Origin of the sequence: Escherichia sp. E2562, from assembly GCF_005781075.1 — a bacterium.
Classification (GTDB): domain Bacteria; phylum Pseudomonadota; class Gammaproteobacteria; order Enterobacterales; family Enterobacteriaceae; genus Escherichia.
In genome coordinates this window covers 469,179-488,916 of record NZ_VATM01000003.1, presented here as the reverse complement: position 1 = coordinate 488,916, position 19,738 = coordinate 469,179, and the positions used below count along the sequence as shown (strand labels likewise).

Here is a 19,738-nt window from a genome sequence, read left to right as displayed (position 1 = left end):
GACTATTCACCAGCAAGCGTGAAATTACAATCGCAAAAGAGGTGGCCCAGGGGGATCACCTGGCAGCATGCTGCCAGGCGCTGGGCCGAAGAGGTTACTTAGTGCAGTTCGCGCACTGTTTGTTGACGATTTGCTGGAAGAAGTCGTTGCCTTTGTCATCGACCAGGATAAACGCCGGGAAATCTTCTACTTCGATTTTCCAGATAGCTTCCATACCCAGCTCCGGATAAGCAACGCATTCCAGACGCTTGATGCTCTGCTGCGCCAGTACCGCCGCCGGACCACCGATGCTACCGAGGTAGAAGCCGCCGTGTTTATGACACGCGTCGGTAACCTGCTGACTGCGGTTACCTTTCGCCAGCATGATCATGCTGCCGCCGTGGGATTGCAGCAGATCCACGTAGGAGTCCATACGACCTGCGGTGGTTGGGCCAAGTGAACCTGATGGATAACCGGCAGGGGTTTTCGCCGGACCCGCGTAGTAGATCGGGTGATCTTTGATGTACTGCGGTAGTTCTTTACCGGCGTCAATCAGCTCTTTCAGCTTGGCGTGTGCAATATCGCGACCCACGATAATGGTGCCGGTGAGCGACAAACGAGTGGAAACCGGATATTGCGAAAGCTGGGCGAGGATCTCTTTCATTGGGCGGTTGAGGTCAACTTTCACCGCTTCGCCTTCACCCGCCAGGCGCAGTTCTTCCGGAATGTACTGGCCTGGGTTGTGTTCCAGTTTTTCGATCCAGATACCTTCGCGGTTAATTTTCGCTTTGATGTTACGGTCAGCGGAACAGGACACGCCCATACCGACCGGGCAGGAAGCGCCGTGACGCGGCAGGCGGATTACGCGGATATCGTGAGCAAAATATTTACCGCCAAATTGCGCGCCGAGGCCGAGTTTCTGGGCTTCTTCCAGCAGTTCCTGTTCCAGCTGGACATCGCGGAACGCCTGACCGTGTTCGTTCCCTTCGGTCGGCAGTTCATCGTAATAGTGAGCGCTTGCTAACTTGACGGTTTTCAGGTTGGTTTCCGCAGAAGTGCCGCCAATCACAAACGCGATATGGTACGGCGGGCAGGCTGCGGTCCCGAGGGTGCGCATTTTCTCGACGAGGAAGTTTTTCAGTTTACCCGGAGTCAGCAGGGCTTTAGTTTCCTGATAGAGATACGTTTTGTTGGCAGAACCGCCGCCTTTGGCGACGCAGAGGAATTTATATTCATCGCCATCTACCGCGTACAGGTCGATTTGCGCAGGCAGGTTAGTGCCAGTGTTGACCTCTTTGTACATGTCCAGCGGCGCGTTCTGTGAATAGCGCAGGTTATCTTCGATATAGGTGTTATAGACGCCTTTCGACAGCGCTTCTTCATCACCACCGCCGGTCCATACGCGCTGACCTTTTTTACCAACAATGATCGCGGTGCCAGTATCCTGGCAGGTCGGCAGCACGCCTTTGGCGGCGATTTCGGAGTTTCTCAAGAATTGCAGCGCCACGTACTTATCGTTCTCGCTGGCTTCTGGGTCGTGAAGAATAGAAGCAACCTGTTTCTGGTGTGCTGGGCGGAGCATGAAAGAGGCGTCGTGGAAGGCTTGCTGCGCCAGCAGGGTCAGGGCTTCTGGTTCCACTTTCAGGATGGTTTCGCCGTTGAATTCGGCAACGCTAACGTAATCGGAAGTGAGCAGATAGTATTCGGTGTTGTCTTTCCCCATCGGGAAAGGCGCCTGGTAGATAAATGGTTTGTTTGACATAGCTTCCAGCCTGTAACTCTGTATTTGTTATACGAAAATGGCGTGCCGCACAGCGACGGGCGGCACGCAAAGTGCATTTATAAGAACCCGTACATCGCGGCGAAGATCCAGCCAAAGACGCAAGATACGCTCACGCCAATCAACCCTGGCAGAATAAAGCTGTGGTTGATGACGAAGCGACCGATGTGGGTGGTGCCGGAACGGTCAAACTGAATCGCTGCCAGATCGCTCGGATAGGTCGGCAGGATATAATAACCGTAGCAAGCCGGTGCTGAAGCCACGATGTAAGCAGGGTCAACGCCAATCGCCAGTGCGACAGGAACAATCGCCGCCAGCGCCGCGGCCTGGGAGTTTACAAACTTGGAAACCAGCAGCAGAACAATGGCATAGGCCCACGGATACTCTTTCACCATTTCGCCCAGTACGCCCTGAATTTCAGACATATGCGCACCGAACATGGTTTCTGCCATCCATGCGATACCGTACACCGCCACGATAGCGATCATACCGGAACGGAATACTTCGTTTTTTGAGATAGACGCGGGATTGGTTTTGGTCAGGATAATAATCAGCGCCCCGGTCAGCAGCATAAACATCTGAATAACCAAGACCATCGACAGCGGTTTGCCGCCGAAGGACGGACGCAGGTCCGAATCAGCACCGAGAAGTGCGACCACGGCAATTGCCCCGAGGAAGATCCACATTGCCAGCCAGTTGCTTTTCGGCAGTTTTTTATCCAGCAGCGTCGCGGTGTCACCGTAAACGTACTCACGGTTTTCCGGTACGGAGATGAATTTCTGGAACTCTTCGTCTTTATCCAGATCTTTACCGCGGAACCAGCTGAAGATACCGATCGCCAGGATACCGAGTAACGTCGATGGAATGGTGATTGCCAGCAGGTCGAGGAACTCAAGGTGACGACCATCAAAGGTAACGTTACCCAACATCGCGACCAGTGACACTACCGCAACCGACACCGGACTGGCGATAATCCCCATCTGTGCACCGATAGAACTTGCCGCCATCGGACGTTCCGGACGGATATTGTTCTTAATTGCCACGTCGTAGATGATTGGCAGGATGGTGTAAACCACGTGACCTGTACCGCAAAGAATGGTCAGCGTACAGGTAACAAACGGCGCGACAATGGAGACATATTTCGGATTGCGGCGCAGCAGTTTCTCGGCAATTTGCAGCATGACGTCAAGGCCGCCCGAGGCTTGCAACGTGGCCGATGCCGCCACCACCGCGATGATAACCAGCATAACATCAACCGGTGGTTTACCTGGCTGAAGATGGAAGACGAATACCAGAATGACGAGGCCGATACCGCCTAATAGACCTAGCGCGATACCGCCCTTTCTGGCGCCATAGAACAGACATATCAATATTATGATAAGTTGGATAGTAAATAACATTTGTGAACCCTCGCGATAATCCCATTTAAATTTCTACTGAATAGAACGCAGTCTCGTTCTGTTTGTATGAACTTTTTTCAGAGCCTGACTAATATCCTTTTGGTCGTTACTGGCCTGAGTAATTACTTCACAGTGAATATTGGCTGATTCAGGCAGCAATAAATTAATACACTGTGATAAGCGACTTTTTCAGAGAAAAATACTCTCTGGCGATGGGGTTATAGTTTGTGCTGCGCAGATGTTAATAGTTTGTTTTCTACTATCTTATTGATATTTATTGGTGTATTTTTTGTTCTAATGACGGTTATAGATTATTCTTATCTACCCATTTATGGGTAAAAATACACATAATGCGGGTGACATAATAGTTAATTAACTTTTGTTAGCGTTTTGAAATTAAAAACACTATTTATCCTAAAGAATATTAAATCGATGAAATGAGAAGGGGATAATTATATTTGATCTGGCACAAGTTTTACTGATGGACGATGTAACTTGTGCCAGTGCTCTTTTGCATTACTGCAATAATTGTTACTTGCGGATAACCAATGGTGCGTTATTGGCAATATTGTTTCAGCAATGAGTAATGTTCCGCTTGAATACGGTAACGGTAAACCGGACGACCCGTGACGCCATAATGGATGCTGGTAAATAAGATGTGGCAGTTGACCAGCCAGATCAGGTACTTGCGGCAGGAAACGCGCGAGATGTTCACCTCGTTGGCCAACTCGTCGGTTGAAAACTCATAGTCCTGATGCGCGTCAATCCACTGGCACAGCGTGCGTAACGTCTGCGGCGTTAAGCCTTTTGGCAAGCGACGAGGATCCTGCTCGTTGGCGCTGCTGCCGTGGATTAGCTGATCCAGCTCGGCCTGGTCATAATACTGATGTTTTTCCAGCGCCATTTTCTTTTGTCGCCAGCCGGTGAGTGCCTCTTCAAAGCGTGATGCCTGGAAGGGTTTTATCAGGTAATCAACAACGCCGTAATGCAGCGAATCTTTAATCGTCGCGGCATCGGCGGCGGAAGAGATGACTATCACATCGCTTTTGCAGCGAGCGTTATGCAGTGCCGGAAGTAAATCGAGCCCGTTCTCCTTCTGCATATAGATATCGAGCAATATCAGGTCAATAGACGTGTCGCTGTTGAAAATTATCTCTTTGGCTTTTTCCAGTGTCGAGGCCGTTCCGCAGCATTGAAAGCCCGGGATCTGCGCCACGTATCGGCGATTCAGCTCCGCCACCATTGCGTCGTCATCGATAATTAATACATTGATCATTTGCTCGACTTCTCCCCGTCCCAGGGTATCTGGACAAAAAATTGTGTGAAAATCCCGGGTTCCGATTCTACGGCGATACTGCCGTCGAGATTTTCTACCTGTTGTTTGACAAGAGCTAAACCGACGCCTCGTTCGCTTCCTTTTGTCGAGACACCTTTGTCAAAAATGTGATCGATTTTGTCGGGTGCGATCCCCGGTCCATCATCGTTAACTTCACAGTGCAGCCAGCCGTGACGGTAGTGCAATGTTACGCTAATTTCGCCTCCAGCTTCCGGCCCTAATGCCTCCAGCGCGTTTTCTATCAGATTTCCCAACGTGGTAATCAGCGTCGCGACCTGGTCTTCACTGCCGCTGTCGGGCAACTGGCTTTCGCTGTTTAAAATCAGCGTATGGCCTAAATCGGTCGCGCGGTTAATCTTGCTGATTAAAAAACCAGCGATAACCGGCGATTTGATCTTGCCCAACAGAGAGCCAATCTCTTCCTGATAGTTATTGGCTGTTTTGAGAATGTAATCTTCCAACTGCTTATAACTCTTCAGATGCAATAATCCGAGAATCACGTGCAATTTATTCATAAATTCGTGGGATCGTTCACGAAGTGCGTCAGCATAGTTGACCAGACCATCCAGTCGCTGCATCAGTTTACGTACTTCAGTTTTATCCCTGAAGGTTGAAATGGCACCGATGATAACGCCATTACTGCGCACCGGAACGGTGTTGATCAGTAATAGCCGATCTTTGACGGTAATCTCTTCGTCGCGGCGCGGCGTACCGTCGCGTAACACTTCCGAGACATCTACTACCTGTGACCACGAGTGGCTTAGCGTCGACAGTTTCTCATCGTCCTGCGACTTACGGTAATTCAGCAATTCTTGTGCGGCATCGTTGATCAGCGTGACTTCGCCGCGATCGTCCACGGCAACGACGCCTTCTTTGATAGACTGCAACATGGCCTGGCGTTGCTCAAACAGTGTGGATATTTCGTAGGGTTCCAGGCCGAAAAGGATTTTTTTCAGCACCTTAACCAGAATGCAGGTGCCGATGAGGCCGACCAGCATGCCAAATAACACCGACCAGATAATGCTCCAGCGACTGTCATTGATTTGTTGGGTCACGCGGCTTAATTCAAGGCCGATCGCCACCACGCCAATCTGTTTATTATTCTCATCATAGATGGGGGTAAATACGCGTAAAGCCTGCGCCAGAAAACCGCGATTGATAGCGACATTTTCTTCGCCATTCAGCGCTTTAAGGATGTCATCACCTTTAAATGGCTGACCAATACGCTGGGCTTCAGGATGCGAGTAGCGAAGACTTTGCATATCGGTAACGACAATAAATAGCAGATCGTTACGTTTGCGCACGGCTTCCGCGATGGCCTGGATCCCGCTCTCCTGCGGTTTTTTCTGCAAGCCCTGACGGATTTCCGGCGAATCGGCAAGGGTACGCGCTACCGCCAGCGCCTTGTTGGCCAGTCCGTCACGCGTCATATTACTGATTTGCGAGAAGTAAATCAGATGCACCACCAACAGCACCGAGAACAGCACCGCGCTGACCATTAAGATCACTGTGGTACTCAATTTCATCGGACGTTTGCGTAACTTGCGGTAGGGCAATGGATGTCTCATCAGCTTCCTTGTGTGACAAATTTCTTAAGCATTATCTCTGATGAGGCAGGTAATTCAAAGGGAGTAAGAATAATTGGCTATATAGGGGGAGAGACTCTGGAAACTGAAACTGCCGGTGCTGTATGAAGATTCCGGGCTATGCTTATTGCGAAAACCATACTGATGAGAGAGGGAAGGTCATGGATCAGGATCTACTGGACGGTGGTTATCGCTGCTATACCGGCGAAAAGATCGATGTCTATTTCAACACTGCAATATGTCAGCATTCTGGCAATTGCGTACGTGGCAACGGCAAGTTATTTAATCTCAAACGTAAGCCGTGGATCATGCCGGATGAAGTGGACGTCGCCACTGTAGTGAAAGTGATTGATACGTGCCCGAGCGGCGCACTGAAATACCGTCATAAATAAGCGAGGGAAAAATGGAAATACGTGAAGGTCACAATAAATTTTACATCAATGACGAACAGGGTAAGCAAATCGCTGAAATTGTCTTTGTGCCGACTGGAGAGAATTTAGCGATTATCGAACATACCGATGTTGATGAAAGCCTGAAAGGGCAAGGGATTGGTAAACAGTTGGTTGCGAAAGTCGTGGAAAAAATGCGCCGGGAAAAACGAAAAATTATCCCACTGTGCCCATTTGCGAAACACGAATTTGATAAAACGCGTGAGTATGATGATATTCTCAGTTGATGAGTAACGATATTTTTCATGCTCTGCGTAATGCGATGCAGGGGAGTATCTGAAGGGTCGGGGGATGCACAAAGAATGGTCAGAGAGAGCTTTTTCTTGTCCCAAGTCATCCCCTTTAGTGAGCAAAAAAAAAAGAATATCTCCTATATGAGAATCATCAATCGGGGTTAATAAACTTTGCATACCCAGGGCATTTAATATTGATAGGAGTCTTATTATGGAAGGTAAAAAAAAGTTCAATACTTATGTCGTTTCTTTTGATTATCCATCATCTTATTCCTCAGTTTTCTTAAGGTTAAGATCATTGATGCATGATATGAACTTCTCCTCTATAGTGGCTGATGAATATGGAATACCACGACAATTGAATGAGAATTCTTTCGCAATAACGACATCATTAGCCGCAAGTGAAATTGAAGATTTAATCAGGATCAAATGCTTAGACTTGCCAGATATTGATTTTGACCTCAACATTATGATAGTTGATGATTATTTCCGTCAGTTTTACAAATAGATGGAAGGGATAAGAAGATATTCAAAATGACACTATTCTATAAAATATTAATTTTTTATGTGATTGGTGTGAACATATCCTTTGTCATTATCTGGTTTATCTCACATGAGAAAACACATATTCGTTTACTTAGTGCATTCCTGGTAGGAATAACCTGGCCAATGAGTCTGCCTGTGGCATTACTTTTTTCTCTCTTTTAGGAGCTGTGGTTGAGTGGATCCGCTGGTTATCTTGAAACGAAGCGTCTCTCCTCAAAACTTGATTTGCGGAACGACGAACGAAGCAGTCGCCTGGCTGCTTCGTTCATTAAAGTGAAACTTATTTCTGTGGACGCATCGCCGGGAAGAGAATAACGTCGCGAATAGTATGACTGTTAGTAAACAGCATAATCATTCGGTCGATACCAATTCCCAGACCTGCGGTTGGCGGCAGACCATATTCCAACGCAGTCACGTAATCTTCGTCGTAGAACATCGCTTCGTCGTCACCTGCAGCTTTGGCGTTAACCTGTTCCTGGAAACGTTCAGCCTGATCTTCTGCGTCGTTTAATTCGCTAAAACCATTACCGATTTCACGACCACCGATGAAGAATTCAAAACGGTCGGTGATTTCCGGGTTAACATCATTACGGCGCGCCAGCGGTGACACTTCTGCCGGATACTCAGTAATAAAGGTTGGCTGAATCAGATGTGCTTCTGCAACTTCATCAAAGATTTCGGTGACAATACGTCCCAGTCCCCAGCTTTTCTCTACTGTAATACCGATAGATTCAGCTAATGCTTTAGCGGCATCAAAATTATCCAGGTCGGCCATATCGGTTTCTGGACGATATTTTTTGATTGCTTCGCGCATGGTGAGTTTTTCAAACGGTTTGCCGAAATCAAACACATGCTCGCCATAAGTGACTTTAGTGGTACCCAGTACCTCTTGTGCCAGGGTGCGGAACAGTGACTCTGTCAGTTCAATCAAATCGTGGTAATCCGCATACGCCATGTAGAGTTCCATCATCGTGAACTCAGGATTATGACGAACAGAAATACCTTCATTACGGAAGTTACGGTTGATTTCGAATACCCGTTCAAAACCACCTACAACCAGACGTTTCAGATACAGCTCCGGCGCGATACGCAGATACATATCTAAATCCAGAGCATTATGATGGGTAATAAACGGGCGAGCAGATGCCCCACCTGGAATTAACTGCATCATCGGGGTTTCTACTTCCATAAAGCCGCGTGCGACCATGAACTGGCGGATAGCGGCCAGAATTTTTGAACGGACAACAAACGTTTGACGGGATTTATCGTTAGCGATGAGGTCCAGATAACGTTGACGATAACGGACTTCCTGATCCTGCAGACCATGGAATTTATCTGGTAAAGGACGTAGTGCTTTAGTCAGCAGGCGTAACTCAGTACAGTGAATGGAAAGCTCACCAGTTTGCGTCTTAAACAGCGTACCGCGGGCACCGATAATGTCACCCAGGTCCCATTTTTTAAACTGATCGTTATAAACACCTTCTGGCAGGCTATCTCGTGCAACGTACAGTTGAATACGGCCACCGACATCCTGCAATGTTACAAAGGAGGCTTTCCCCATGATTCGACGGGTCATCATTCGGCCAGCAATTGAGACTTCAATGTTTAAGGATTCCAGTTCTTGGTTATCCTTCGCATCAAACTCTTCGTGCAACTGGTCAGAAGTATGGTCGCGGCGAAAATCATTGGGAAACGCCACGCCTTGCTGACGCAGCGCTGCCAGTTTTTCGCGACGATTTCTCATTTCATCGTTAAAATCAATAGCCTCATTGGCTCCCTGTGTTTCTTGTTCAGACATTTTGGTTCCTCTTAATCCAGCTTTCAATTTAGCGTAGATAAAGAGACAGATCGGTACACTGTATTATCTGCCTCGACTATTAGTAACTCAGTTCATCTTATCTAAACCAACGCTTACCTCAAGTTGATATCACTAATAAATAACCATAAAAATGGTTTAAATATCTTATTAATCTGGGATTTGCTAGTGTGATTAACTGAAAGTAAATTGATTCATAACTAATTGTTTTTACGGAAGTTAATCGTTGCTTTCCTGTATCATATTCGTCGGAGTGCTAAACAGAAATCGGGTAGCAAAGGCCAATGCCACGATGATCGCGACACAAGCCAACGTCCACTCTCCCATCTGGGAAAAGAATCGCTGGTAAGCTGCAATTGCCATACCGCTAATTTGCGACTCTGTCGTCTGTTGTGCCACTACGCCTGCCAGCCAGTTGGCGACCGCGCCTGTTGCCAGCATATAAATACCGGTTAATACGCCAGACATTTTCAGACGCGTGATTTGCGCAATCGCCACCGGGTCAATAAAGAGTTCGGCAAAGCCCATTAGCGCCAGCCCGGATATCATCACACCCATTGACGCTTGACCGCCAGCCGCTGCATGTCGGGCATCAAATGCCAGCAACATAAAGCCACAAGCCATCAGCAGTAAGCCAAAGGCAAACTTCAGCCAGACGCGCAATGTTGAGTTGCCGTGGCTTTCTGGCGACGCCAGCCAGGCAAGTACAACCCCAGCGAGCATCACCGCAATTGCATTCACTGACTGGAATAGCGCAGTAGGTACTTCAATATTGAATGCCTGACGATTCACAAAGCGATCGATAAACAAGCTGATGGTACTGCCGCCCTGTTGTGCCAGTACCCAGAACAACGTCCCGACAAACATCAACAATACAATTTGCCAAAGAGCACGGCGGTGTTCGGGGAATTTGATCATCATGCGGGCAATGATTTGTGCAGCAATAAGGCAAACAATCGCCAGCAAATATCCGGACCAGTCGTTCTCCAGCAGCAGGGTAAAAAATACTGGGGCTAAACAGAGCATCACCACTAACCAGCTCCATACCGGTAAGGCAAACTTCACGCGAGTGAGCGCTTTTTTATCCATACTACGCGTGGACTGGAAATGACGATGACCGCTTAAGAAAATCAACAAACCGATAAACATGCCGCCACCCGCAAGGGCAAAGCCAACATGCCATCCATACCACTGAGCAGCCAGGCCGCAGGCGATGGGGGCTGCGATAGAACCGATATTGCCCGCAGCATACAGCAGCGAAAAACCGCCATCACGTCGATGATCGTTCTCGTCGTAGAGCTCGCCAAGCAAACAGCTGATGTTTGATTTGAATAAACCGTAGCCACAAATAATGATTGCCAGCGCCAGATACAGGCTAAAGGTTGAATTTGTATCAATGCCCAGCACCACATGGCCAAGGGTCATTAACAGCGCGCCGGCAATTACCGCAGTGCGGTTGCCGAGCAGGCGGTCGGCAAGCCAGCCGCCGAGAATAGGGGTAACGTAAACCAAAGAAGCGTATGCGCTGAACAGGCTGATGGCATGGTTATCATCAAAACCAAGCTGATGGGTGAGATAGAGAATGAGTAAGGCACGCATGCCGTAAAAACTGAAGTACTCCCAGATCTGGATCGCCACGATATAGTATATCGCGCGCGGCTGTGAGGGTGTTTTCATGTGTTCTCCTTATGAGCAAAAAAGGGAAGTGGCAAGCCACTTCCCTTGTACTAGCTAATTATTTTTTGCTTTCTTCTTTCAATACCTTAACGGTATAGCGGCCATCAGCCTGACGGTATGCACCGTGAATATCGGTTTCAAAGCCCGGATAGTGAGCGCCGATTTCACACAGCATCTGCAGGAACTCCAGAACCGGACGGCTTTCTTCGGTGATCATTTCACCCGGCATTACCAGAGGAACTCCCGGCGGATACGGAAGGATCATATTGGCGTTAATACGACCTACCATTTCGTCGAGGTAAACTTCTTCGGTCATACCGTGCAGCTCTTTCTGGAACGCAGCATACGGAGTCATTACCATTGTCGGCAGCACTTCAAATGCGCGATACATCAGATCCGGCAGATTGTGGTGAACAATCAGTTTGTGGATATTCTGAGCCAGTTCCTGAATACGCATGTTTTCATAGAATTCAGGATCTTCACGATACAGAGACGGCAGCATGTTTTTCACACGCAGGTTCAGGTCGAACGCACGTTTGAAGTCAGTCAGAGCACGCAGCAGGCTCAGTGCTTTGGTCTTATCAATACCGATGCTGAACAGGAACAGCAGGTTATACGGACCGGTCTTCTCAACAACGATGCCATGTTCGTCGAGGTATTTCGCCACGATGCTGGCCGGAATACCAAAGTCGCTCATGGTGCCGTCTTTTTCCATCCCCGGAGTCAGCAGAGTGACTTTGATCGGGTCAAGATACATGTGCTCGTTATCGATGTTTTTGAAGCCGTGCCAGGTGCTGTCAGAACGCAGCGGCCAGCATTCAGTAGTATCGATATGATCCGGCTGCCATACATCAAAGAACCAGCCATCAGATTCTGTTCTCAGACGTTTGATCTCTTTACGGAACTTGATCGCACGTTCAATGGAACCGTCGATCAGGCGTTTACCGGCATTACCTTTCATCATCGCCGCAGCGGTTTCAGTGGACGCCACGATACCGTAGTGCGGAGAAGTGGTGGTGTGCATCATGTAGGCTTCGTTAAAGGTTTCTTCGTTTACGTCACCTTTAACGTGGATCATGGAAGCCTGAGAGAACGCCGCCAGCAGTTTGTGAGTGGACTGGGTTTCGTAAATCACTTTCCCTTCGACACGGCCACCGCTCATACCGCATTTACCTTCGTAAATCGGTGAGAAGTTGGTGTAAGGCACCCACGCGGAGTCAAAGTGGATGGATTTCACATCCAGCGTTTTCTTAATGAAGTCGGTGTTGTACAGCAGACCATCATAGGTAGAGTTAGTAATTACGGCATGTACCGGCCAGGTCGCGTTTGGTGTTTCTTTCACGCGCTTAGCAATGGTAGCGTGCTGGAATTCACTCTGTGGGATACCGCCAAGAATACCGTAAGCGTTACGGGTCGGGCGGAAATAGATTGGCGTAACATCGCTCATCATCATCAGATGGGTCAGCGATTTGTGGCAGTTACGGTCAATCAGAATGGTGCTGCCTGCCGGAGCAGAGTACATACCAACAATTTTGTTCGCAGTGGAAGTACCGTTGGTCACCATGTAGCTGCGCTCTGCGTTAAAGACGCGAGCGATATACTGTTCTGCTTCTTTGTGTGGACCGCTGTGATCCAGCAGGGAACCCAGTTCAGATACTGAAATGGAAATATCAGATTTCATGGTGTTCGGACCAAAGAAATCATAGAACAGGCTACCTACCGGGCTTTTCTGGAATGCAGTACCGCCCATGTGACCAGGAGTACAGAAAGTATATTTACCTTCACGAACATATTTAAACAGCGCTTTGGTCAGCGGAGGCAGAATAGTGTTGATATATTCGTCAGTGGTCTGCTTGATCTTGTTAGCAATATCATCAGCAGCACCCAGCGCATATTCAAAGAAGCTAATCTGTAAACGCAGATCGTTCAGGCTTACATCGAGTGTGGAATATGTATTAGCGAACGCGTACAACGGCAGGTTCTCGTTCATTTTGCTAATTTCTTCGCACAACTCGAGATTATATTTATCCCAGTCAAAAATAACACCGCACAGACGCGCATTGTTTTCGATCAGTTTTAATAAGTCGTCACGGTCGTTCGGGTAAACAATCTGGAAGTTCAGACGTTCAAGCGCGCGATGAAGTTCACGGATGGGTTCTTCTTTAAAATAAACCCCCATGTGATTCAATATTGCAATAACGTTCATAGTCATATCTCCAGGTAAAAAAGGCCCCTCCCAACACATGGGACAAAATGAAAGGAGGAGCCTCGGAAAATACTTTTAATTAATGTGCGTTAGATGCTGTGTGGTTATCCATTGAGTGGCTCTGGCGCTCATGCATTTTGCGAGCGTAGAACATCAGGATAATCAGGCTGACGATGAAGGTACCTGCCAGCTCGAAGGAGCTTGCGCCCATCAGAGCGATGAAGCAGAACACGCAACCCAGTACAGAGCAGATCAGGCTGACAAAGTTGCGGATGTTAACGCCTTCAAAACGAATCAGGTCAACGCAAGAGTAGAAGTACGGCAGCATAGTCAGCAGTACTGCGATACCGGTCAGTTCACCGAACAGGTCAGATGCTTTACCACCGGCAGAGTTCATCAGAGTGATGAGGATCATCAGGGCAGTCATTTTCACTGCAGCCAGCAGCAGACCTTTTTTCGGAATACCGTTGCTGTCGACTTCACCATAAACTTTCGGGAAGTTACCGTCGTTAGCGGCACGTACACCTGCCTGGCCTACCAGCATCATCCAGGAGCCCAGAGAAGTCAGGCACGCAAAGGCGGTGAATGCAGAAACCAGCGGCGCAGCCCAGTTACCGAGGATAGTTGAAGCACTGATTGCAAACGGAGCACCGGAAGCTGCCATTACAGAAGACGGATACATACCGGAAAGCACCTGAGTCGCAGCAATGTAAACAATACCTGCTAAACCAGTACCCAGCATGGTTGCCAGTGGAACGGTACGTTTCGGGTTTTTAACCATACCAGTACTTACAGCTGCGGATTCAACACCCACGAAGGCCCACAGGCAGAGCAGAATACTTTTAATGATCGCATGACCATCAGTGGTACCCGCAGTATTCCAGTTAGCTGCATAAGTTGCAGCATCAAACCAATGCCAGCCAACAATAGCAGTCATAACCACAGGAATAAGAACCAGCACCAGGCCAATAGTGGTTAAACGGCTTACCCAGGTACCGCCGAGCATATTTACAAAGGTAAATACCCAGACGATAGCAATACAGGCGATACCCGCCGGAACAGGATCATTTAATACTGGGAAGAAGGTGGAAAGATAAGATACAGCGGTAATACCAATCGCCAGGTTACCAATCCAGTTAGCATGGTAATAAAGAACACCTGTCTGAAAACCAAATGCAGGGGAAATTTCTCCAGCATAAGCAATTGGGCCACCTTGTTGCGGGTTCTTTGTTGCCAGTCGGGCATATACATAAGCCAGCGACATTGCACCAATAATAGAGATGATCCAACCCCAGATAGCAATACCACCGATACTTGCAAGGTTCGCAGGTAATAATGCAATACCGCTCCCCATCATATTACCGGCAACAACACCGGTACAGGCAAATAGCCCAATCTTCTTGGCAGAACTCATGCTCTTCTCCTAATTTCATTTTAGAATTTGGAGTCCGGGTCATGATGTATAACTATTTACTGACCAGACCAAACTGGCGACAAGACTACTCAAAAAAAAAGATTAATCCTAAAGATTAGGTGAAATAATACAAAAGTTTATGTCAGTGATTATTTTAGCTCTTCATTAACAGATCAGAATCGCAAGTTGATATCATGAAAAGATAAACATTCAATATTTACAATGAATTACGAGAAAGTTGCTGGTTAAATTTATGTAATAAAAAATTATGCAGCAAATAAATTGCTGCAACATGTTATGTCAATAAATATACAAGCGTTTAACGCTAAAAATCCCCGCGAATGAATCAACCCAGGATTCGTTTATTCTGAAGCGAGAAATTTGTCGAGATAAGGAACAACATAAGAAACAGAAGTCTGGAATATGCCATTTTCAATCCAGTAAAGGGTGTTTGCTCCTGGGCGTAAATTAAAGGCGGTGAGATATGCATCAGCAGCTTCTCGGTTCATCCCCTTCATCTCATAAACTTTGCCAAGCAATACATAATTTAGCCAGGACATTTCAAGGTCAATGCCAGTATTTATCGCCTGATAAGATTCGTCTGTTTTTCCTTTTGTCAGAGCACTGACCGCTTTTATTTGATAGAGAATGGCCAGACTATTCATTCCTGGCAGTGTAGCAATGTTATCAATTTCTGTGTTCAGTGCTGCTAATTGTTTTTCATCTAAAGGATGCTGAGAATGACGTACTATATCAACTAATGCTTTCTCTGCTCTCGCGTAGGTAAATTCGGGAGATGATTGAACAATCTCACCTAATAACTCACTGGCACGGTTCAATGATTTATCATCACCATGCATTAAATAATCATGTGCCTGATAAAAATTAGTTAATAACGCACCACGATGAGGCAAAATTTGTTGGAGCATCTCCTGCATTCGTTGTGGCCACGGTTGATTTAACGCTTTTGACAAACTCTCCAGTAAATCATTTTGAATCGCCAGCTGATTACCGTTAGTGATGACATAACGTTTATCCAGCATGGTTGAACCATCTGCATTGTCTACCAATTTCACCGACATAAAGCACTGTTGAGCGCGGTATTGGCGCTGATTAACAAACGCAATAGATAATGTTTTACCGGAACTGCTCGGTTCATCAATGTTGTAGTTGATTTTGTCATGAACCATAAAAGTGGAGAAGGTATTAAGTGACGTAGCCACCAAATCACCCACGCCTATCGCGTAAGAGAGCTGATACGGGGAAGTCCAGCTGTTACAACTCTTATTCACCATATTAATGTCAATATCGCGTGGATTGAGCAAAATACGCGATTTACTCATAGGAAGGCGCGTTTCAAGACTGGAAAACGCCACCAGTGCTACACAGATACCTAACGACAACAGGAAAAAAAACCATACCCAAAAGGTAGTGAATCGTTTGCTTTTAAGTTGGGATTGTTCAGGTGGCGTTGCGGTGTTTTGAATGTTAAGACTGTGGGAAGGAGAATCTGTGTCAGGAATCGCCTCTGGTATAGGGGGAGGCGAAGATTGCATTATTTCTTCTCCCTCCTCTTCGCTGTACCAGATAACTGGCACCATTAATTTATAACCGCGCTTTGGTACAGTAGCGATATAGACAAGACTATCTTCATCATTATCTTTTAATGACTTACGCAGTTCTGAGATACTCTGCGTTACAACGTGATTGGTAACAATACTTCTCTTCCAGACATTATCGATAAGTTCATCTCTGCTAAGTACTTCGCCACTGTGTTGAGCAAAGAAAACCAGAAGATCGATTAGTCTCGGCTCAAGGGTAAGTTGACGCCCATTGCGACTAATTTGGTTTATGGACGGAGTAACAAGCCACTCGCCAACGCGAACTACAGGTTGTTGCATAATAAAAACTCATTCGAAAAGGGAATGGTGCAATGATAATTGCCATAACCTATTTTTACCATCTATAGATGGATGCGTTTACATATTACAGGTGAATGTGAGACGTTATTTTTACCACCCGTAAACCTCTTGATTACATCGCCTTACGAAATGACTTTAATGAGAATCAGAAGTAATTTGCCTTACCACCAAGATTGATTATCTTTGCCAAAGAAAACGTTCAGAAAATAATCCCCGGAAAATTGCCTGGAACGCTTACTATTTTAATGGATTGTTAGTCTTTGCATGATCAAACGGACTGATACATTTCTCTTTGTTCGCATCCAGGAAATCTCATCAGTCGGCGTTCTGTTTATGGATGCGTTACGCTCCTGATGACGTCATTTGACGTTCAACAGCATCACGGGGGCGCACGACATTTCGCGTCAGTCAGTGTCATAGCTCAGGGACAAATTTTCTCAAACAGGGGTATACCCGCAAAATGCTGGTGATGTGGGAGAATTTGGTTGAGTTTGGTGGGAGTGATTTGGAGGAAGAACGGTTAAATCGTCGCGTCCTGAAACGAAAAACGGACCTCCGTGGAGGTCCGTTCATATGAATTTGGTGCCCGGACTCGGAATCGAACCAAGGACACGGGGATTTTCAATCCCCTGCTCTACCGACTGAGCTATCCGGGCAACGGGGCGCATTAAACCGTAATCTGCACATCTCGTCAACCTAATTTCAGTAAAAGCGATTCAACTGCTTAAGATTGCGGCAAATCGCTTCTTTTCTGTGTTTCTGTCAGGTCAGTGCGCCACCCTGGCGGCAGCGAGCGAAGCGCAGGATATCTTCCGCCAGCCGATGTGCGGTGTCGACATCCGCCTGGCTACGATTCACCAGCATTCGGCTTAAACAACCTTCCAGCACCAGTTCCATCTGCTTTGCTACCATCGCCGGATCGTCCACTTCCAGCGTGGTTAACAGTTCGTGGGTAAAGTCGTAGGCCGCGCTTTTTTGCTGATCGGCCAATTGATGAATAGGGTGGCCAGGATCGGGATAAAACGTACAGGCAGCGATAAACAGACAGCCCGGATAGCGGTTGTTTTTAACGCACTCCGATAGCGCCTGATAACGTGCCAGCAGCTTTTGTTCGGCGGTTTGCGTTTCGTCCAGCATCAGCTGACGACGCCAGACATCTATCTGTTGGCTAAGATAGCGCAGGGCATCGTAGAGGATCGCCTCTTTGTCTGGCCAGAAGCGGCGCAGCTCGTCCAGTGGATAATCCACACGTTCAGCAACCATCTCCAGCGTGGTGTTGGCAATCCCTTGTAATTCTAATAATTTCAGGGCTTCTCCCAGTACATCTTCACGTTGCACGCTATTTTCCTCCGTCTTTCCCACTGAAGTGTCGTTCACGGTTGGCGATCGCGCAAATGTGCGCTGAAGGTTTCAGCATCCATAAAGCCCGTGACGCGCGCTTGTGGATGCTCCTGGCCTTGTCCGTCAAAAAAGAGAATTGTCGGTAGGCCAAGGACATTTAGATGCTTTAACAGCGCCACATCTTGTGCGTCGTTGGCAGTGACGTTGGCCTGAAGTAAGACCGTGTCTGCTAACGCTTTTTGCACCTGCGGGTCGCTGAAGGTGTATTTCTCAAACTCTTTACAGGCGACGCACCAGTCGGCATAGAGATCTAACATCACCGGTTTGCCTTTGGCTTCAGCGAGTGCCTGATTTAACTCATCTACCGTTTTGATTTGTGTAAAGTTGAGATGCGCCTGAGTTTGCGCGGTATGCGTCGCGCCAAATGCCCAATCCTGGAGTGGGCGCACGCTAACCAATGCTGCCGCCAGCAGGATAATTTGCACAATACGCATCCAGCCGCGTTTGGCCTGTAAGCTGGTGATAAAGGCCCAGCCAAAGAACGCGACACCAAGCGCCGACCACAAGCGTAATCCCCAGACATCACCAACTACTCGCTCCAGCAGGAAGACCGGCAGTGCGAGGATCACAAAACCAAATGCGGTTTTGACCTGTTCCATCCACGGACCGCTTTTCGGTAGCAGACGGTTGCCAAAGACGGTAATTAGCATCAGCGGCAGGCCCATGCCCAGCGCATAGAGATAAAGCGTGCCGCCGCCCAGCCACATGTTCCCGCTTTGGGCGATATACAGCAGAATCGCGCTAAGCGGTGCGGTGGTGCATGGTGAACAGATCAGCCCGGCAATCGCCCCCATAACAAACACACCGCCAGGTGAGCCGCCCTGTTGGCGATTGCTCATCAGCGTGAGACGTGTTTGCAGCGAAGAGGGGAGTTGCAGAGTAAACAAGCCAAACATTGACATCGCCAGCAAGGTAAAGACGATAGCGAGGCCAATGAGCACGTATGGGTGCTGTAGCGCCGCCTGGAACTGTAACCCTGCGGCGGCAACCACCAGACCCAGTGCCGTGTAGGTGAGCGCCATCCCCTGCACATAAATAAAGGTCAGCAACAATGCTCTGGCAGTGGAGAGCCGCTGTTTACCGCCCAGCACGATGCCAGAAATCAGTGGGTACATTGGCAGCACGCATGGCGTAAAGGCGATACCAATACCGATCAACAACGCCCAGAGCGCGGAAAAGGGCAATTGCGCGGTGGGCTGCTCTTGCTGCGGAACTGATGCAGACGGTGGCGTCGCGTTGTTAGTAACCACTTCGCTTAACGGAACGGTTTTGGTTTCTGGCGGATAACAAAAACCGGCGTCAGCACAGCCCTGGTAAGTGACTGTCAATGTCGCACCCGCACTTGCCTGGTTGATGGTCACAGGAAGCGTCAGCCGCTCGCGGTAAATCTCGCTTTTGCCGTAAAACTCATCTTCATGCCAGACGCCCTGGGGCAGCTGCACGTCGGCAATTTTCGCTTGTTCCGGCGTAATGCGGATCTGTTTACGGTAAAGATAGTAACCGTCTTTGATCTGCCAGCTCAGATTAAGCTCATGTTGGTTTTGCTGAAAATCAAAAGCAAAGGCTTGATCCGCTGGGACAAATTGTGAGCGTCCCGGCGCGTCGAATAATCCGGCAAAAACGGAAGTGCTGCAAAGTAGCAGGATCAGCGTAAAGATGCGTTGAGCCATGAGAGGTAATCTGTGTCTCCGTGTGTAACAGGTAAAACCAGAAGCTCCGGGGTTTGATACGGATGATGAGACTTCAGGCATTCCAGCAGTGCCTGCTGGTGAGATACGGTGGTTTTTAAAATCATCTGCACTTCGTATTCCTGTTCCAGTTTACCTTCCCAGTAATAGAGAGAGGTAGCGCCAGGAATCAAGGTTGCGCAGGCCGCCAGTTTTTCCGCCAACACTTTGGCGGCTAATTCCTGGGCCGTCGCTTCATCCGGCGCGGTGCACAGCACCACGACGGACGCGGTATTCGAACTTTTTTCATCAAGCATAAACACCTC

The 19,738-nt window shown here is 48.0% G+C and carries 16 protein-coding genes and 1 tRNA gene; 4 read left to right on the top strand and 13 right to left on the bottom strand.

Translation table 11 applies throughout. From position 1 onward, the window contains the following. Positions 1–94: 94 nt before the first annotated feature. The 4 genes from fumB to FEK43_RS06220 form a co-directional block, all read right to left on the bottom strand. On the bottom strand, positions 95–1,741 hold the full coding sequence (fumB, locus tag FEK43_RS06235) for a class I fumarate hydratase (protein ID WP_135408698.1): 1,647 nt from the start codon (positions 1,739–1,741) through the stop codon (positions 95–97). A gap of 77 nt (positions 1,742–1,818) precedes the next feature. Further along, positions 1,819–3,159, bottom strand: a complete 1,341-nt coding sequence (gene dcuB, locus FEK43_RS06230) for an anaerobic C4-dicarboxylate transporter DcuB (protein WP_000899528.1) — start codon at positions 3,157–3,159, stop codon at positions 1,819–1,821. A 556-nt stretch (positions 3,160–3,715) separates the two neighbouring features. After that, the gene (gene dcuR, locus FEK43_RS06225; RefSeq protein ID WP_135408700.1) at positions 3,716–4,435 is read right to left on the bottom strand and encodes a two-component system response regulator DcuR; all 720 of its coding nucleotides are present in this window, start codon (positions 4,433–4,435) and stop codon (positions 3,716–3,718) included. Next, a complete protein-coding gene (locus FEK43_RS06220) occupies positions 4,432–6,063 on the bottom strand; it encodes a sensor histidine kinase (protein WP_130216767.1) in 1,632 nt (543 codons plus the stop codon). The genes dcuR and FEK43_RS06220 overlap by 4 nt, the downstream gene beginning before the upstream one ends. Before the next feature lie 179 nt (positions 6,064–6,242). Here FEK43_RS06220 and yjdI point away from each other — a divergent pair, with 179 nt between their 5' ends. From yjdI to ghoT, 4 genes are all read left to right on the top strand, one after another. Next, positions 6,243–6,473, top strand: coding sequence for a 4Fe-4S mono-cluster protein YjdI (gene yjdI / locus FEK43_RS06215; protein ID WP_130205927.1), 231 nt, complete (start codon positions 6,243–6,245; stop codon positions 6,471–6,473). An 11-nt stretch (positions 6,474–6,484) separates the two neighbouring features. After that, positions 6,485–6,757 (top strand): GNAT family N-acetyltransferase, encoded by a 273-nt coding sequence (locus tag FEK43_RS06210; protein WP_000405646.1) that lies wholly within the window; start codon positions 6,485–6,487, stop codon positions 6,755–6,757. 217 nt (positions 6,758–6,974) lie between these two features. Next, positions 6,975–7,271 carry a type V toxin-antitoxin system endoribonuclease antitoxin GhoS gene (gene ghoS, locus FEK43_RS06205; protein ID WP_130205929.1) on the top strand — a complete coding sequence of 99 codons (297 nt, stop codon included), beginning with the start codon at positions 6,975–6,977 and terminating at the stop codon, positions 7,269–7,271. Between the two features lie 26 nt (positions 7,272–7,297). Continuing rightward, positions 7,298–7,471, top strand: coding sequence for a type V toxin-antitoxin system toxin GhoT (gene ghoT, locus FEK43_RS06200; RefSeq protein WP_130205931.1), 174 nt, complete (start codon positions 7,298–7,300; stop codon positions 7,469–7,471). A gap of 118 nt (positions 7,472–7,589) precedes the next feature. On the opposite strand, the gene lysS is transcribed toward ghoT, so the two are convergent. From lysS to cutA, 9 genes are all read right to left on the bottom strand, one after another. Beyond that, positions 7,590–9,107, bottom strand: a complete 1,518-nt coding sequence (lysS, locus tag FEK43_RS06195) for a lysine--tRNA ligase (RefSeq protein ID WP_135408703.1) — start codon at positions 9,105–9,107, stop codon at positions 7,590–7,592. A 237-nt stretch (positions 9,108–9,344) separates the two neighbouring features. Next, a complete protein-coding gene (gene dtpC, locus FEK43_RS06190; protein ID WP_130205935.1) occupies positions 9,345–10,802 on the bottom strand; it encodes a dipeptide/tripeptide permease DtpC in 1,458 nt (485 codons plus the stop codon). Between the two features lie 58 nt (positions 10,803–10,860). Continuing rightward, complete coding sequence (gene cadA / locus FEK43_RS06185) at positions 10,861–13,008, bottom strand: lysine decarboxylase CadA (protein ID WP_130205937.1); 2,148 nt, start codon at positions 13,006–13,008, stop codon at positions 10,861–10,863. Between the two features lie 79 nt (positions 13,009–13,087). Further along, positions 13,088–14,422: a cadaverine/lysine antiporter gene (gene cadB, locus FEK43_RS06180; RefSeq protein ID WP_130205939.1), complete on the bottom strand. Its 1,335-nt coding sequence runs from the start codon at positions 14,420–14,422 to the stop codon at positions 13,088–13,090. A gap of 362 nt (positions 14,423–14,784) precedes the next feature. Further along, positions 14,785–16,323, bottom strand: coding sequence for a lysine decarboxylation/transport transcriptional activator CadC (gene cadC / locus FEK43_RS06175; protein ID WP_130205941.1), 1,539 nt, complete (start codon positions 16,321–16,323; stop codon positions 14,785–14,787). A 601-nt stretch (positions 16,324–16,924) separates the two neighbouring features. Beyond that, a tRNA-Phe gene (locus tag FEK43_RS06165) sits at positions 16,925–17,000 on the bottom strand. Between the two features lie 106 nt (positions 17,001–17,106). Further along, a complete protein-coding gene (locus FEK43_RS06160; protein WP_001188520.1) occupies positions 17,107–17,682 on the bottom strand; it encodes a transcriptional regulator in 576 nt (191 codons plus the stop codon). A 35-nt stretch (positions 17,683–17,717) separates the two neighbouring features. Continuing rightward, positions 17,718–19,415, bottom strand: a complete 1,698-nt coding sequence (dsbD, locus tag FEK43_RS06155) for a protein-disulfide reductase DsbD (RefSeq protein WP_130259504.1) — start codon at positions 19,413–19,415, stop codon at positions 17,718–17,720. Next, on the bottom strand, positions 19,391–19,729 hold the full coding sequence (gene cutA, locus FEK43_RS06150; protein WP_064525746.1) for a divalent cation tolerance protein CutA: 339 nt from the start codon (positions 19,727–19,729) through the stop codon (positions 19,391–19,393). The genes dsbD and cutA overlap by 25 nt, the downstream gene beginning before the upstream one ends. Positions 19,730–19,738 lie beyond the last annotated feature (9 nt).